Origin of the sequence: Serratia sp. CY47280 (genome assembly GCF_052168655.1) — a bacterium.
Lineage (GTDB): Bacteria > Pseudomonadota > Gammaproteobacteria > Enterobacterales > Enterobacteriaceae > Serratia > Serratia bockelmannii.
In genome coordinates, this window is the sequence record NZ_JBJNMG010000003.1 from 380,351 (window position 1) to 396,465 (window position 16,115).

Genomic DNA, 16,115 nt, shown 5'->3' on the forward strand with positions numbered 1-16,115 from the left:
TGAAACCGGGGCTCAACTGGCCGAGCCCCGTCACCCTCACTCCGTTTTAAGCCCCCGCAGCAGCGCCTCCAGCGGGTACACCGCGGCAATCACCACTTCGTCGCGCGTCTGCGCCGCCGCATCCAGCCGGCGCTGCGCTTGTTCGGCCTCGGCCCGGCTCAGCGGTTTGTCCTGCTGATGGCGATCCAGCAGCGTTAACCCCAATACGGCCAGGGCATCGACGTCCTGCGCCACCGGCGCCAGCTCCCGCAGCGTGCGGTTGCCCGCGATCGCCGTTTGCAGCGCCGCGCCGTTCGCCTGCCAGCGCTGCAGCCGTTCGCGCAGCGCCTGCGCCGCCGCCTTATCGCGCTTATCCTTCAGCAAAGCCGCAACCTGGGCATGCATGTCACGCACCGCGCCGCTCTCCGGCGGCAGCGCATCGGCAAAGCGGTTCAGCGGTTCGAACTGATGATAGTTGCCGGCCTGGAACTTCAGGTGCTGCCGGGTGTAATACTGCGCCGGTTCCACCGCCTCGGCCAGGATCTGTAGCGGCGCGATCTGCACGCTGTTGCTCAGCCGGGTGAATTCGCGCGCCGTTTCCGCATGCTGCTGCAGGCCGACCGACACCACCGACCAGGCGTCGATCGCCGCCAGCCGCCGGTACATGTTGCTTTCGTCGGTAACGTCCTGCGCCGACCACAGCCGCTCCGCCACCGCGAAGGCGCGCGGCCACAGCTTGAGATCGATCAGCGGCGCACGCACGTTTTCCGCCCACAGCGCCGCTTCCCCGCCGAGAATATTGGCCTGCCCTTTCTCGTCCGGCACCACCGGCATCTTGCCCGCCGGCGCCGCCGCCAGTTTCTCGCCCTGGGTGGGGTAACGCACGTTGCCGACCAACGTATAGCCGCTGAGCTTGTCCTGCTGCAGCGTGACCACCGGCCGCGTATCGCCCATCCAGGTATCGACGCGGAACGTCACCTGCTGCGGCGTGCGCCAGACGATGCCGTGCACCGCGCGGCGCGACTTGCCGTTGAAATCGATAAAGCCGCGCCAGCCCTGCTTGCCCTCGATCAGCGTGAAGCTGCCCTCCACCGCGCTACCCTTCAGACGCGGCATGCTGAAACGCCAGCTTTGCGCCTGCTCGCCGGGTTGCACCGCCGTCTCAACCCCCAGCGGCTGCGGCAGAATTTCATTGCGGTAGTGATAGGCGGTGCTTTGCGGCTGATCGAGGTAGAAACCGGTGGAGAGGATGCCCTGATAGCCGTCCTGCGCGCTGGCGCCCAGCGAGTCTTGCCCCTGCCAGGATTGAATGACGATCGAGCGCGGCAGCGACGGATGGTAGATCTCGTCCCAACCGACCATCTGCCGCTGGTGCTTCTCGAGGATCTTTTCCAGCTTCTGGTTGAAGTAGGCCTGCAGCGCATGGGTATCCGCCAGCCCGTTCTTCTGCATAAACGCCTGAATCGACGGCGACGCCCGCCACTGGCTGGCGTCCACCTCGTCGCCACCGATGTGCAGATAAGGATCGGGGAAGATCGCCGCCAGCTCGCCGACGATTGTGTCGACAAACTGATACACCTCGTCGCGGGTCGGATCGAGCGTCGGCTTATGCACGCCCCACTCGCGCTCCATGCGATACGGCCCCGGCGCGCTCATCAGATCGGGATAGGCCACCGCGATGCTGGAGGCGTGCCCCGGCATGTCGATCTCCGGCACCACGCGAATGCCGCGCGCCGTGGCGTAAGCCACCACCTGCCGCATCTGCTCGCGGGTGTAGAACTGGCCGTCGCTGGCCTGCTGCTGCAGTTTGGGGTAATGCTCGGAGGCGAAGCGCCAGCCCTGATCGTCGGTCAGGTGCCAGTGGAACACGTTGAGCTTGGCCGCCGCCATGCCGTCGAGCTGGCGCAGAATGTCCGGCAGCGGCAGGAAATGGCGCGCCGAATCCAGCAGCACGCCGCGCCACGGAAAACGCGGCACGTCGCGAATATCCACCAATGGCAGGAAAGTGTTTTGCCCGTCGGTCTGCAGCAGCTGCAGCAGGGTCTCCATGCCGCGCAGCGCGCCAAAGCGAGTGTTGGCGGTCAGCGTGGCGCCCTGCGGCGTGACCGCCAGCCGGTAGCTCTCATCGCTGCCCGGCAGCGGCTGCGCCGCCACCCGGTCCTTGATCACCACTTTGATCGCCGCGCCGTTTGCTTCTTCCCTCAGCGCCAGCGTCCAGCCGGTCTGCAACTCGATGCGCTGGCGCCAGCGCGGCAGCGCGTCGCCCAAATCATCACCCTGCAGCGTCAGAGACAATCGGCGATCCAGCACCAGCTTGCCCGCCGGTTGCGTCACTTCCACCTGCTGCGGCCAGGGCATCAGCGGCAAATCACCCGCCGGCTGCGCCAGCGCGCCGCAAGAAAACCATAACGATGAAGCCAGTAGCGTATAACGGAAAGGTCTGTGCATCGGAAATTCCTCAGAGGAAAAACATCAATAAAAACAGCCAACGCTGTAGATAAAGACTCAGCACAGAACAGATGTCCAACCGTTGCGGTGAAAAAGCGGACGGGATCACAGTTGCCCCCTCCCGGCCGGAGGGGGCGAACGGGTTATTGCCAGCCGTAGCGGCGCACGAACCAGCCTTTCACGCACTGGGTCAGCACCATGTAACCGGCGAGGATCAGCACCAGCCACGGGAAGTAACCGAGCGGCAGCGCCTGCAGCTGCAGGAAGCCGGCCAGCGGCGAGAACACCAGGCCGATGCCGGTGGCGATCACCGCCAGCGTCATGATGCACAGCGGCCAGGACGGGCGGCTCTGGATAAACGGAATTTTGCGCGTGCGGATCATGTGCACGATCAGCGTTTGCGACAGCAGCCCTTCCACGAACCAGCCGGACTGGAACAGCGTCTGCATTTCCGGCGTGTTGGCCTTGAATACCCACCACATCAGGCTGAAGGTCAGCACGTCGAAGATCGAACTGATCGGCCCAAAGAACACCATAAATCGCCCCAGATCGGCGGAGTTCCAGCGCTGCGGCTGGGTGATCTGATCGTCATCGACGTTATCGAACGGGATGGCGATCTGCGAGATGTCGTACATCAGGTTCTGAATCAACAGGTGCAGCGGCAACATCGGCAGGAACGGCAGGAAGGCGCTGGCGATCAGCACGCTGAACACGTTGCCGAAGTTGGAGCTGGCGGTCATCTTGATGTATTTCAGCATGTTGGCGAAGGTGCGGCGCCCTTCGATCACCCCCTGCTCCAGCACCATCAGGCTTTTTTCCAGCAGGATGATGTCCGCCGCTTCCTTGGCGATGTCCACCGCCGAATCGACGGAGATGCCGATATCGGCCGCGCGTAGCGCCGGCGCGTCATTGATGCCGTCGCCCATAAAGCCCACCACGTGCCCCTGGCGGCGCAGCAGTTTGACGATGCGCTCCTTGTGCAGCGGCGTCAGCTTGGCGAACACCGTGGTACGCGCCGCCGCCTGCGCCAGCTGCTCGTCGTCCATCTGCTCGATCTCGCTGCCGCGCAGCAGATGATCGGCCTCGAGCCCGACGTCACGGCACACTTTGGCGGCCACCAGCTCGTTGTCGCCGGTGAGGATCTTCACCGTGACGCCGTTCTGTTTCAGCGCCGCCAGCGCCGGCGCGGTGCTTTCCTTCGGCGGATCGAGGAAGGCGACGTAGCCTTCGAGGATCAGATCCGACTCGTCCGCCACGCCGTATTCATGGGTTTGCGCCGGCAGGATCTTGTTGGCCACCGCCACCACCCGCAGCCCCTGCTGGTTGAGATCGTCGGTGATGCGGCGGATCCTCGCCAGCAGCGCCTCGCTCAGCGGGATCACCTCGTCTTCGTGGCGCACGTGGCTGCAAATCGCCAGCATCTCTTCCAGCGCGCCCTTGCACACCAGCTCGTGATACTCGTTGTCTTTGGCCACCACCACCGACATGCGGCGGCGCACGAAATCGAACGGGATCTCATCCACCTTGCGGTAGTTTTGCAGCGCCTGCGGCTGCTGATTTTGCTCCGCGCAGCTCAGCACCGCCACGTCGAGCAGGTTTTTCAGCCCGGTCTGGTAGAAGCTGTTCAACCAGGCGTAGCGCAGCACCCGCTCGCTGCTGGCACCGAATACGTCGGTGTGGCGCTCCAGTACGATCTTGTCCTGGGTCAGGGTGCCGGTCTTGTCGGTGCACAGAATATCCATGGCGCCGAAGTTCTGGATGGCATCCAGCCGTTTGACGATCACCTTCTGGCGCGACAGCTTCACCGCCCCTTTGGCCAGCGTCGAGGTGACGATCATCGGCAGCATCTCCGGCGTCAGCCCGACCGCCACCGACAGCGCGAACAGCGCCGCCTCCCACCAGTCGCCCTTGGTGTAGCCGTTGATCAGCAGCACGATCGGCGTCATCACCAGCATAAAGCGGATCAGCAGCCAGCTGACCTTGCTGATGCCGCTCTGGAAGGCGTTCGGCTGATCATCCTGGCTGGTGACGCGCTGCGCCAGCTGGCCGAAATAGGTGCCGCCGCCGGTGCCGATCACCATCGCCAGCGCGGTGCCGCTGACCACGTTGGTGCCCATGAAACACAGGTTCTGGCAGTCGAGCGGATCGGCCGCCAACGCCTGCGGCGCCGCGGATTTTTCCACCGGCAGCGATTCGCCGGTCAGCGCCGCCTGGCTGATGAACAGATCCTTGGCCGACAGCACGCGCAGATCCGCCGGGATCATGTCGCCGGCCGCCAGCTTGATGATGTCGCCCGGCACCAGCTGCGCGATCGGCAGCTCCACGTGCTCACTCTTGCCGGTGAGCGCATCGCTGCGGATCACCGTGGCGGTGTTACTCACCATGGCCTTCAGCGCGTCGGCCGCCCGGTTGGAGCGCGCCTCCTGGATGAAGTTGAGCAGCGTGGAGATCACCACCATCAGCGCGATCACCAACGCGCCGGTGAGATCCTCGGTGGCATAAGAGATCATGCCGAGCGCGGTCAGCAGCAGGTTGAACGGGTTGCGGTAGCAGTGCCAGAGGTGTTGCCACCAGGCCTCTTTCTGTTGATCGTCGATGACGTTCTCGCCGCAGCGCTGGCGCACCTGTTCCGCCTCATGGGCGGTGATGCCTTCCGGGTGGCTGTGGAAACGCTCAAACAGCTGCATCGTCTCTGCGGCGGCGCATTCCAGCCGCTGCTGCGCCAGGCCGGCCGGCATATCGCGCGCAGCGCCGCCGACGCTGTCCAGCAGGCTGTCGCGGCGCACCAAACGGCGCGGAAGGCCGCGGGCAAACAGGCCCAGCAGCTGACGGGGGAGTTTTTTCAGTTTCATGGTTCGCACCTCGTCGCCCGGTGCCTCACGGCAGCGGGTAAACGGGGATCGTCATCGGCCGGGCGGATGGCGGGTGCGCCCAAAAGCCTCTGCCAACGCAGATCCTTATTCTTTTTTTCAGCAGCAGGAGCGAACGACGAAGCGCGCGCTACCGGTTACCGTGATGTACTTCACCGGTAAAACAGCAGCGCCAGGCGGAGAGGTTTTACCGGAGAACCGAGTGAGTGTCTAAAGCAGTCGGGTCGGGGTCCATATGGGGGATCACCTCCGGTAAAGGGAAAAACAGAGCGGCAGGAGCGGCCGTTCAGCGCAGTGCAACAATCCCGTTTTGCATCAAGATCCGCGTCGGAAAATGAGCTATGCTGACGGGCATTGTTTTACAGGCCGTTATGTTACGCCTGTCCACTTCAACGAAAAGTAAACCATGCAAAACCGGCTGACCATCAAGGACATCGCACGCCTGAGCGGCGTAGGTAAATCCACCGTCTCACGCGTGTTGAACAATGAAGGCAGCGTGAGCCCGCAAACCCGTGAACGGGTGGAAGCGGTGATCCGTCAGCAAGGGTTTACCCCCTCCAAGTCGGCACGCGCCATGCGCGGCCAGAGCGACAAAGTGGTGGGCATTATCGTTTCCCGTCTCGATTCGCCGTCGGAAAACCAGGCGGTGCGCACCATGCTGCCGTTGCTGTACCAGCAGGGCTTCGACCCGATCGTCATGGAAAGCCAGTTTGAAACCCGCCTGGTGCAGGAGCACCTGCACGTGCTGCACCAGCGCAACGTCGACGGCGTGATCCTGTTTGGCTTCACCGGCCTGACCGCGGCGATGCTCAAGCCGTGGCAGGAAAAAATGGTGGTGATGGTGCGCGAATACGACGGCTTCTCGTCCGTCTGCTACGACGACGCCGGCGCGGTGAACCTGTTGATGGATCGCCTGTATCAACAAGGGCATCGGCATATCGGCTATCTGGGGGTGCAGCTCAGCGACGCCACCACCGGCCAGCGCCGCTATCAGGCCTATCTCAACGCCTGTGAACGCCTCACGCTCACGCCGCGCGCCACGCTGGGCGAGCTGAGTTACCAGAGCGGTTTCCAGCACGCCGCCGAAGTGATCGATGCGCACACCAGCGCACTGATTTGCGCCTCCGACAGCATCGCCCTGGGGGCGATCAAATACCTGCAGCAGCAGCCGGCGCGCGCCATCCAGGTATGCGCCATCGGCAACACCCCGCTGCTCAGCTTCCTGTTCCCCGACACCCTGTCGGTGGAGTTCGGCTACGGCAGCGCCGGCCTGCTGGCCGCGCAGCAGCTGTTGGCACAGCTCAGTGGCGAGCAGGGGATCCGCCGCCTGGTGGTGCCCAGCAAACTTTCCTGACGACCTGATGAGAAGTTGACCATTTTTTGTCATTTTGTGATCCTCGCCCCAAACCGGGAACGTTCCCATTTCATTCAAAAAGCCGAGTGGCTAAGCTTTGATCATTACTCAGTCAACACCTCTGCAGGTATCCCATAATGAGCAAAGTAAAACAGCAGGATATTGATCGCCTGATTGTTTTGGTCGGCGGCCGCGAGAACATCGCCACCGTCAGCCATTGCATTACCCGGCTGCGTTTCGTCCTCAACGATCCCAACAAGGCGAAACCGAAAGAGATCGAAGCGCTGCCGATGGTCAAGGGTTGCTTCACCAACGCCGGGCAGTTCCAGGTGGTGATCGGCACCGACGTCGGCGACTACTATCAGGCGCTGATCGCCAGCACCGGCGTCAACGAGGCCGACAAGGAGCAGGCCAAGGTGGCCGCGCGCCAGAACATGACCTGGACTGAGCGCACCATCTCCCACTTCGCCGAGATCTTCTTCCCACTGCTGCCAGCGCTGATCAGTGGCGGTCTGATCCTCGGCTTCCGCAACGTGATCGGCGACATCCCGATGTCCGACGGCCAAACGCTGGCGCAGATGCACCCGGCGTGGAAAACCGTTTACGACTTCCTGTGGCTGCTCGGTGAAGCGATCTTCATGTTCCTGCCGGTGGCTATCTGCTGGTCGACGGTGAAAAAGATGGGCGGCACGCCGGTGCTCGGCATCGTGCTGGGCGTCACCCTGGTGTCGCCGCAGCTGATGAACTCCTACCTGCTCGGCCAGCAAACGCCGGAAGTGTGGAACTTCGGCTGGTTCGTGATCCAGAAAGTGGGCTATCAGGCGCAGGTGATCCCATCGATCCTGGCGGGCATGGCGCTGGGCTGGATCGAAACCCGGCTGAAAAAGATCGTTCCCGACTATCTCTATCTGGTGGTGGTGCCGGTGGTCTCGCTGCTGCTGGCGGTGTTCCTGGCACACGCGCTGATCGGGCCGTTCGGCCGCATGATCGGCGACGGCGTCGCCTGGGCGGTGAAATCGGTGATGACCGGCAGCTTCGCGCCGGTGGGCGCCGCGCTGTTCGGCTTCCTGTATGCGCCGCTGGTGATCACCGGCGTGCACCAGACCACGCTGGCTATCGACATGCAGATGATCCAGAGCATGGGTGGCACCCCGGTGTGGCCGCTGATTGCGCTGTCCAACATCGCGCAGGCCTCGGCGGTGCTCGGCATCATCATCATCAGCCGCAAGGCCAACGAGCGTGAAATCTCGGTGCCGGCGGCGATCTCCGCCTACCTCGGCGTGACCGAACCGGCGATGTACGGCATCAACCTCAAATACCGCTTCCCAATGCTGTGCGCGATGATCGGCTCCGCGATCGCGGGCCTTATCTGCGGGCTGGACGGCGTGATGGCCAACGGCATCGGCGTCGGCGGCCTGCCGGGCATTCTGTCTATCAAGCCGCAGTTCTGGCTGATTTACTCGCTGGCGATTCTGGTGGCGATCGTCATCCCGCTGGTGCTGACCATCATGGTCTACAAACGCAAGGCCGCCCGCGGCGAGCTGCCGGTTTGATTGACGCAAGATGAATGTAGGGGCCTGCTCACGCGGGCCCGTTGTCACGATTCAAAGGTATTGAACTATGAGCAACCCAACCCCCTGGTGGCAGAACGGCGTCATCTACCAAATTTATCCGAAGAGTTTTCAGGACAGCACCGGCAACGGATACGGCGATTTGGCCGGGGTGACCCGGCGGCTGGACTATCTGCAGGAACTGGGCGTCGACGCCATCTGGCTGACGCCGGTCTACGTATCGCCGCAGGTGGACAACGGCTATGACGTGGCGGACTACTGCGCCATCGATCCGGCTTACGGCACGATGGCCGACTTCGAGCAGTTGATCGCCGCCGCCCACCAGCGCGGTATCCGCATCGTGATGGACATGGTGTTCAACCACACCTCGACCGAGCACCCGTGGTTCAAGGCCGCGCAGGATCGCCACAGCCCGTATCGTCAGTTCTACGTCTGGCGCGACGGCGACGGTGAAACGCCGCCGAACAACTGGCGCTCCAAGTTCGGCGGCAACGCCTGGCAGTGGCACGCCGACAGCGGCCAGTACTACCTGCACCTGTTCGCCGCCGAGCAGGCGGATCTCAACTGGGAACACCCGCCGGTGCGCGAAGAGCTGAAGAAAGTGTGTCAGTTCTGGGCGGACAAAGGCGTCGACGGCCTGCGCCTCGACGTGATCAACCTGGTGTCCAAACAGCAGGACTTCCCGTCCGACAGCCAGGGCGACGGCCGCCGCTTCTACACCGACGGCCCGCGCATCCACGAGTTCCTGCAGGAGATGAGCCGCGACGTGTTTCAGCCGCGCGGCCTGATGACGGTGGGCGAGATGTCCTCCACCACGCTTGAGCATTGCCAGCGCTACGCGGCGCAGAGCGGCGAAGAGCTGTCGATGACCTTCAACTTCCACCACCTGAAGGTGGACTACGCCGGCGGTGAAAAATGGACGCGGGCGGCGCCGGATTACGTGGAACTGAAGCAGATCTTCCGCCACTGGCAGCAAGGGATGCATAACCGCGCCTGGAACGCGCTGTTCTGGTGCAACCACGATCAGCCGCGCATCGTGTCGCGCTTCGGCGATGAAGGCGCACTGCGGGTGCCGGCCGCCAAAATGCTGGCGATGGTGCTGCACGGCATGCAGGGCACGCCTTATATCTATCAGGGCGAAGAACTCGGCATGACCAACCCCGGCTTCCGCGCCATCGAGCAGTATCGCGACGTGGAAAGCCTGAACATGTACGCCGAACTGCGCGCCCAGGGCCGCAGCGACGCCGAGCTGCTGGCGATCCTGGCCGACAAATCGCGCGACAACGGCCGCACGCCGATGCAGTGGAGCGCCGCACCGCACGCCGGTTTCACCACCGGCACGCCATGGATCGGCTGCGCCGAGAACTACCCGCAGATCAACGCCGACGCGGCGCTGGCCGATCTCGACTCGGTGTTTTACGCCTATCGCCAGCTGATCACCCTGCGCAAGCAGTATCCGCTGCTGACCCACGGCGACTATCAGGATCTGGCGCCGGAACACCCGGCGCTGTGGTGCTATCAGCGCAGCTGGAACGGCCAGCGCCTGCTGGTGGCGGCCAACCTGAGCCGCGAACCGCTGGCCTGGGCGGCGGAAGGCGTGGAAGCCTCCGCGCAATGGCGCCCGCTGATGAGCAACTACGCCGATTCGGCGGACCAGCCGCAGGCGCTGACGCTGCGGCCGTTCGAAGCGGTGTGGTGGCTGCTCGAAGACTGACCCCGCAGGGCGCGGCGAACGCTGCGCCCTACCATTTCCCCAGCAGCGCCGCCACGCCGGCGGCCTCTTGCGCCAACTGCTCATCACTCATGTCGCTCACGCCCTGCACCAGATGCGGCGGCAGATAATCCATGCCGGTCAGGTTGGCCATGGCGTGGAACGGCAGCAGCAGATCCTGCACCGGATAACGGTTATACCCTTGCGCCGTATAAGCCTGCGCGTCGCCGCCGGTGCTCACCACCAGCTGCAGCGGCTTGCCGTGCAGTTGGGTGCCTTCGCTGCCGTAGGCAAAACCGTAGGTTAATACCGCATCCTGCCATTCGCTGAGGATCGCCGGCGAGCTGTACCAGTAAAACGGGAACAGCATCACTACCGCATCATGGCTCTGCAGCAGCGCCTGTTCGCGCGCCACGTCGATGCGGTAATCCGGATACGCGCGGATCAGTTCGTGAACGGTCACGTTGGGCAGCGGGCGTACGGCCTCGATCAGCGCCTTATTAATGCGCGACTCGTCGGGGGTGCGGTGGGCGGTTAACACTAAAATGCGCGACATACATGATTCCTCGGTCATAAGAAGATGAGGCATTTTTCCATTTCCGCCGCGGCGGGTGTAGGCTGTTAGAGGTCACTTCAATTTCAACTGAAAGTATCAATCACTATGTCGCTGCCCTTTGACGTACACCGCCTGTTGCCGGCCTTCCTCGCCGCCGCGCAGGCGCAAAATTTCTCCGCCGCCGCTCGCCAGCTGGGCGTGACGCCGGCGGCGGTCAGCAAAAACATCCGCGCGCTGGAAGAGAAGCTGGCGCTGCGGCTGTTTCAGCGCAACACCCACAACGTGCTGCTGACCGACGAGGGCAAAGCGCTGCTGGCGCAGGTAGCGCCGCTGTGGCAGGCATTGGCGGCGACGCTGGAAAGCGCCGGCGGCGAACGGCAGGCGCCGGCCGGGGTGGTGCGCGTCACGATGATCCCCGGCTTCGGCCGCCAGATGCTGATGCCGTTGATCCCGCAATTTTTGGCGCGCTATCCGCAGATCGATCTCGATCTGTCGCTGGACGCCCGGGTGGTGAATCTGGTGGGCGAAGGTTTCGACGTCGGCATCGGCAGCCGGGTCGATCCCGACAGCCGGCTGGTGGCCCGCCCGCTCTACCCGATGCACATGGTGCTGGCGGCGTCGCCCGACTATCTGGCGCGGCGCGGTGAACCGCAAACGCCGCACGATCTGCTGCGGCACGACTGCCTGCTGCACCGCAACCCGGCCAACGGCCGCCACGTCAAATGGCAGCTGCGCCATCAGGGTGAAACGCTGGCGCTGGATCTGAACGGCCGGCTGGTGGCCAGCCGTCCGGAGATGCTGCTGGATGCGGCGCTGGCCGGGCTGGGCATCGTCAACCTGGCGCACTGGTACCTCGATAGGCACTTCGAACAGGGCACGCTGCGGCCGGTGCTGGCGGAATGCTGGCCGCGCCCGGTGCAGCTGTGGCTCTATTACGCCTCGGCGGATCTGCCGCCGCGGGTGCGCGTCTGGGTCGATTTTCTGCTGGAACATTTTCGCGATCGACCAACCGGCGATTGACGTCTGTTCAGCTTGCACACGCTCTTCCGTTTTCCTTGTTCTACATCAAAAGAATCGCGCCAATATCTATATATAGTGAATTAAGAATTGCGAACACCTATATATAGTAGTTATCCACAAAATCATCCACACGCCGCCACAGCCCTTACGCGCTGCGGCTTTGCCCTGTGGATAAGCGAAATTTGACGGTTGCTCGCCACGCCAGGCGGGTATGAACGCTCCCTCGGGGAACAAGGAGTACAACGTGAAACCAGTAGTGATTAAGCGGGACGGTTGCCAGGTACCTTTTGACGAAGCGCGCATCGCGCAGGCCATCGAGCGCGCCGCGCTGGCGGTGGGCGTGGTCGACGCCGACTACTGCGCCACCGTCGCCCGCGTGGTCGCTCAGCGCATGGAGCAGCAGCCGCGCGTCGATATCCACGAGATCCAGCAGGCGGTGGAAAACCAGCTGATGGCCGGCGAGTACAAACAGCTGGCGCGCGCCTATATCGAATACCGCCACGATCGCGACGTGGCGCGCGAACTGCGCGGCCGCCTGAATCAGGAAATTCGCGGCCTGGTCGAGCAGAGCAACCGCGCGCTGCTGAACGAAAACGCCAACAAGGACAGCAAGGTGATCCCCACCCAGCGCGACCTGCTGGCGGGCATCGTCGCCAAACACTACGCCAAGCAGCACATCCTGCCGCGCGACGTGGTGCTGGCCCATGAACGCGGCGAAATTCACTACCACGATCTCGACTACTCGCCGTTCTTCCCGATGTTCAACTGCATGCTGATCGATCTGAAAGGCATGCTGACCAACGGCTTCAAGATGGGCAACGCCGAGATTGAGCCGCCGAAGTCGATCTCCACCGCCACCGCCGTGACCGCGCAGATCATCGCCCAGGTCGCCAGCCATATCTATGGCGGCACCACCATCAACCGCATCGATGAAATCCTGGCGCCGTTCGTCGACGAGAGCTTCCGCAAACACCTGCAGGTGGCGGAAGCGTGGCAGATCCCGGATGCCAAAGGCTATGCCATGGCGCGTACCGAGAAAGAGTGTTACGACGCCTTCCAGTCGCTGGAGTACGAGGTCAACACCCTGCACACCGCCAACGGCCAGACGCCGTTCGTCACCTTCGGCTTCGGCCTTGGCACCAGTTGGGAGTCGCGCCTGATCCAACGCTCGATCCTGAAAAACCGCATCGCCGGGCTGGGCAAAAACCGCAAGACCGCCGTGTTCCCCAAACTGGTGTTCGCCATCCGCGACGGCCTCAACCACCAGTACGGCGATCCGAACTACGACATCAAGCAGCTGGCGCTGGAGTGCGCCAGCAAGCGCATGTACCCGGACATCCTCAACTACGATCAGGTGGTGAAGGTCACCGGCTCGTTCAAAACGCCGATGGGCTGCCGCAGCTTCCTCGGCACCTACGAGCAGGACGGCGAACTGGTACATGACGGCCGCAACAACATCGGCGTCATCAGCCTCAACCTGCCGCGTATCGCGCTGGAAGCGATGGGCGACGAGTCGCGCTTCTGGGCGCTGTTGGATCAGCGCCTGCAGCTGGCGAAAAAGGCGCTGATGACGCGCATCGCCCGGCTGGAAGGCATCAAGGCGCGGGTGGCGCCAATCTTGTACATGGAAGGCGCCTGCGGCGTGCGGCTCAAGGCCGACGACAATATCGCGGATATATTCAAGAATGGCCGCGCCTCGATTTCGCTGGGCTACATCGGCCTGCACGAGACCATCAATGCGCTGTTCGGCGGCAAAAACCACGTGTATGACGACGAGGCGCTGCGCGCCAAAGCGGTGGCGATCGTCGCGCGGCTGCGCGCCGCCGTCGACGCCTGGAAAGACGAGACCGGCTACGGCTTCAGCCTCTACAGCACGCCGAGCGAGAACCTGTGCGATCGCTTCTGCCGGCTGGACACCGCCGATTTCGGCGTGGTGCCGGGCGTCACCGACAAGGGCTATTACACCAACAGCTTCCACCTCGACGTGGAGAAGAAGGTCAATCCGTACGACAAGCTGGACTTCGAAGCGCCCTACCCGCCGTTGGCCAGCGGCGGCTTCATCTGCTACGGCGAATACCCGAACCTGCAGCACAACCTGAAGGCGCTGGAAGACGTGTGGGACTACAGCTACACCCGGGTGCCTTACTACGGCACCAACACGCCGATCGACGAGTGCTACGAATGCGGCTTCACCGGTGAATTCTCCTGCACCAGCAAAGGCTTCACCTGCCCGAAATGCGGCAACCACGACTCGGCCAAGGTCTCGGTCACCCGCCGGGTGTGCGGCTATCTCGGCAGCCCCGATGCCCGGCCGTTCAACGCCGGCAAGCAGGAAGAGGTGAAACGCCGGGTGAAACACCTCGGCAACGGGCAGCTCGGCTGAAAAGCGCCGTGCAACCTAGGCAGAAGCCTGTTCATCAGGCGTGATTGTCACAGCCAGTTTGCCTTCGGCCAGCGCACACCAACCGCAGCGTACACGCAGTACGTGAGGATTGGGAGCCCTGCCCGGAGGCAAAATGGCCAGTAAAATAGCCTGATGGGCAGGCCTCACATGAATTATCACCAGTATTACCCGATCGACGTCGTCAACGGCCCCGGCACCCGCTGCACGCTGTTTGTCGCCGGCTGCGTGCACCAGTGCCCCGGCTGCTACAACAAAAGCACCTGGCGGCTCAACTCCGGCCAGCCGTTTACCCCAGCGCTGGAAGACCGCATCATCGCCGATCTGAACGATACCCGCGTGCCGCGCCAGGGGCTGTCGCTCTCCGGCGGCGATCCGCTGCATCCGGCCAACGTGCCAAGCATCTTAACGCTGGTGAAACGGGTGCGCGCCGAGTGCCCCGGCAAGGATATCTGGCTGTGGACCGGCTACCGGCTGGCGGAGCTGGACGCGCAGCAAATGCAGGTGGTGGACAGGATCAACGTGCTGGTCGACGGCAAGTTCGTGCAGGATTTAAAAGACCCGGCGCTGATCTGGCGCGGCAGCAGCAACCAGTTGGTGCATAGGTTGCGATGAGCTGATAGTGCATATTTCAACATGTGTTAGCTCTAGCTTGACTTCGCGCAGCTAGGGCACAGAGCCAATCTGACAGGCGGATCTGTGCCAAAAGCAGACGTTATTAACACTGTGGTGCGTTAATAATGTAGGGTAGAACAGCTCCCAGAGCTTTATACAAAAATAAAAGAGTTATTATTTCTGTTCAACCTCAACTTTTTCGACAACAAAGCCATCTTTGCGGAAAAAATCCAAAACTCGTTCAATGTTACCTATACCCCATTGATTGGATATGACTATTATTTCACCTGACTCGAGCTCAATAAGATCATCGTCATTCATATGGTATCTATTCTTTCTCTCATCACTAATACATTCAGCTAAAGCTATCGTACGATTTTTTATGACTCCAAATAATTTTTCCCTCAGTTCATCGAAATTAGCAGGATTATTCTTCTCTATCCAATCAGTAAAGATCTCCAAAGCAAGATTCCTTTTATTTAGGACAAGTCCTTTGTATCTATAACTTGAGTAATCCTTTTCTGATTTTTTAGAGTTGGCAATCTGCTCTATACGCTTCTCTCTAAATCTAACTTGGTATTCGTTCAGCTCGGGGACCGGTATTATCTGTTCAGCATTAATTAGAACCTCACCTTTAAAATTATAAGGTGTAATTTTCACGCAGCTAATATCAACACCTTTATCTCTTAACCAAATCGCCGTAGTAGTAAGTTCCTTACTAAATCCAGCCGATGCTAATATAACTCTTATATCTTTACCAAAGTCGACAAGCTCCGTATCTGGAAGCTCAACAAAGTCTAGTATTTTTTCTTTAGCATCAATATCAATATTATTTTTAGAAAGGTAGTCCTGATAATACTCACATGCTTTAGAAAAACTCATAGTAGATATCATCGCCGCATATCTTAATGCTTGGAGTTCCATATGAGCACCAAACTCATCACGTTTTAATTCTATTACTACAAGGTTTGCCTGTTTATCAATAGCTAATATGTCAATCCTTCTCCGACTATCTTCCCAGTCAGAAAATTCTTCGGCTATGACAAGACAATCGGGTGCCAATATGGTGATGTTATTTTTAATTGCCGCTTGCAAATCATAACGTTCTTGCAATCCCTCAATAGAAAATGAGGTTCTCTCTAAAGGTGTCAATATTTTGTTGGAAATATTATATAATGCCACAAAAACTCCTTTTTAAACCTAACTGAATATCACTAAATAAACCGTCAATTATCACCTCTTCTTATTAAGAAGATACCTCTAGTGTGACTTGTGCGCCAATGAAAAACTCACGTATTCTCCCTGCTAAAAGCCGCCTGGCAGTTCTATCTATAGACGCTGCCAGCCCAACCCTGAACGAATCCTCCTCAAAACTCTCGCCAATAACGCCCCCGGATTTTCTTCTTGAATAAAGCCATTCGTTTTTCTACCTCCGAATGGCTGAGATAAACCGCGGTGCCGTTTCTTAAGCGTTCAAGGGCGGCATCCACCCTTTCACGCAGCGCTTGCTCCAACAACATCGCCTCTACGTCCATTTCAGGTTTATTTCGCTGTTCCATTTCCATCTCCTCCGTTGAGACAGCACCGAGT

11 protein-coding genes are annotated in these 16,115 nt (G+C 60.9%); 6 read left to right on the top strand and 5 right to left on the bottom strand.

Annotated elements, in window-relative coordinates; all coding sequences use genetic code 11:
* Positions 1-36: 36 nt before the first annotated feature.
* Together ACJ8J4_RS16070 and mgtA are read right to left on the bottom strand one after the other, a co-directional pair.
* Complete coding sequence (locus tag ACJ8J4_RS16070) at positions 37-2,427, bottom strand: beta-N-acetylhexosaminidase (RefSeq protein WP_264383782.1); 2,391 nt, start codon at positions 2,425-2,427, stop codon at positions 37-39.
* Positions 2,428-2,570: 143 nt separating this feature from the next.
* Entirely contained in the window at positions 2,571-5,279 is a 2,709-nt protein-coding gene (gene mgtA, locus ACJ8J4_RS16075; RefSeq protein WP_197836436.1) for a magnesium-translocating P-type ATPase, read from the bottom strand.
* A 424-nt stretch (positions 5,280-5,703) separates the two neighbouring features.
* Between mgtA and treR the strand changes: the two genes are divergently transcribed.
* From treR to treC, 3 genes are all read left to right on the top strand, one after another.
* The gene (treR, locus tag ACJ8J4_RS16080) at positions 5,704-6,651 is read left to right on the top strand and encodes a trehalose operon repressor TreR (protein ID WP_025305108.1); all 948 of its coding nucleotides are present in this window, start codon (positions 5,704-5,706) and stop codon (positions 6,649-6,651) included.
* A gap of 137 nt (positions 6,652-6,788) precedes the next feature.
* Positions 6,789-8,204: a PTS trehalose transporter subunit IIBC gene (gene treB / locus ACJ8J4_RS16085; protein WP_043139193.1), complete on the top strand. Its 1,416-nt coding sequence runs from the start codon at positions 6,789-6,791 to the stop codon at positions 8,202-8,204.
* Positions 8,205-8,271: 67 nt separating this feature from the next.
* Complete coding sequence (gene treC, locus ACJ8J4_RS16090; protein WP_197836437.1) at positions 8,272-9,936, top strand: alpha,alpha-phosphotrehalase; 1,665 nt, start codon at positions 8,272-8,274, stop codon at positions 9,934-9,936.
* A 28-nt stretch (positions 9,937-9,964) separates the two neighbouring features.
* Here the strand turns inward: treC and ACJ8J4_RS16095 are convergent, their stop codons facing one another.
* A complete protein-coding gene (locus tag ACJ8J4_RS16095) occupies positions 9,965-10,489 on the bottom strand; it encodes an NAD(P)H-dependent oxidoreductase (protein ID WP_042783555.1) in 525 nt (174 codons plus the stop codon).
* Between the two features lie 105 nt (positions 10,490-10,594).
* Between ACJ8J4_RS16095 and ACJ8J4_RS16100 the strand changes: the two genes are divergently transcribed.
* The 3 genes from ACJ8J4_RS16100 to nrdG all read left to right on the top strand — a co-directional run bounded on the left by ACJ8J4_RS16100 (position 10,595) and on the right by nrdG (position 14,525).
* A complete protein-coding gene (locus tag ACJ8J4_RS16100) occupies positions 10,595-11,509 on the top strand; it encodes a LysR family transcriptional regulator (protein WP_043139197.1) in 915 nt (304 codons plus the stop codon).
* A gap of 244 nt (positions 11,510-11,753) precedes the next feature.
* On the top strand, positions 11,754-13,892 hold the full coding sequence (gene nrdD, locus ACJ8J4_RS16105; protein ID WP_197665530.1) for an anaerobic ribonucleoside-triphosphate reductase: 2,139 nt from the start codon (positions 11,754-11,756) through the stop codon (positions 13,890-13,892).
* Positions 13,893-14,060: 168 nt separating this feature from the next.
* A complete protein-coding gene (gene nrdG / locus ACJ8J4_RS16110) occupies positions 14,061-14,525 on the top strand; it encodes an anaerobic ribonucleoside-triphosphate reductase-activating protein (RefSeq protein WP_148123077.1) in 465 nt (154 codons plus the stop codon).
* A gap of 174 nt (positions 14,526-14,699) precedes the next feature.
* On the opposite strand, the gene ACJ8J4_RS16115 is transcribed toward nrdG, so the two are convergent.
* Complete coding sequence (locus ACJ8J4_RS16115; RefSeq protein ID WP_148123076.1) at positions 14,700-15,707, bottom strand: hypothetical protein; 1,008 nt, start codon at positions 15,705-15,707, stop codon at positions 14,700-14,702.
* A 185-nt stretch (positions 15,708-15,892) separates the two neighbouring features.
* Entirely contained in the window at positions 15,893-16,084 is a 192-nt protein-coding gene (locus ACJ8J4_RS16120; protein WP_148123075.1) for a hypothetical protein, read from the bottom strand.
* Between the last annotated feature and the right edge of the window lie 31 nt (positions 16,085-16,115).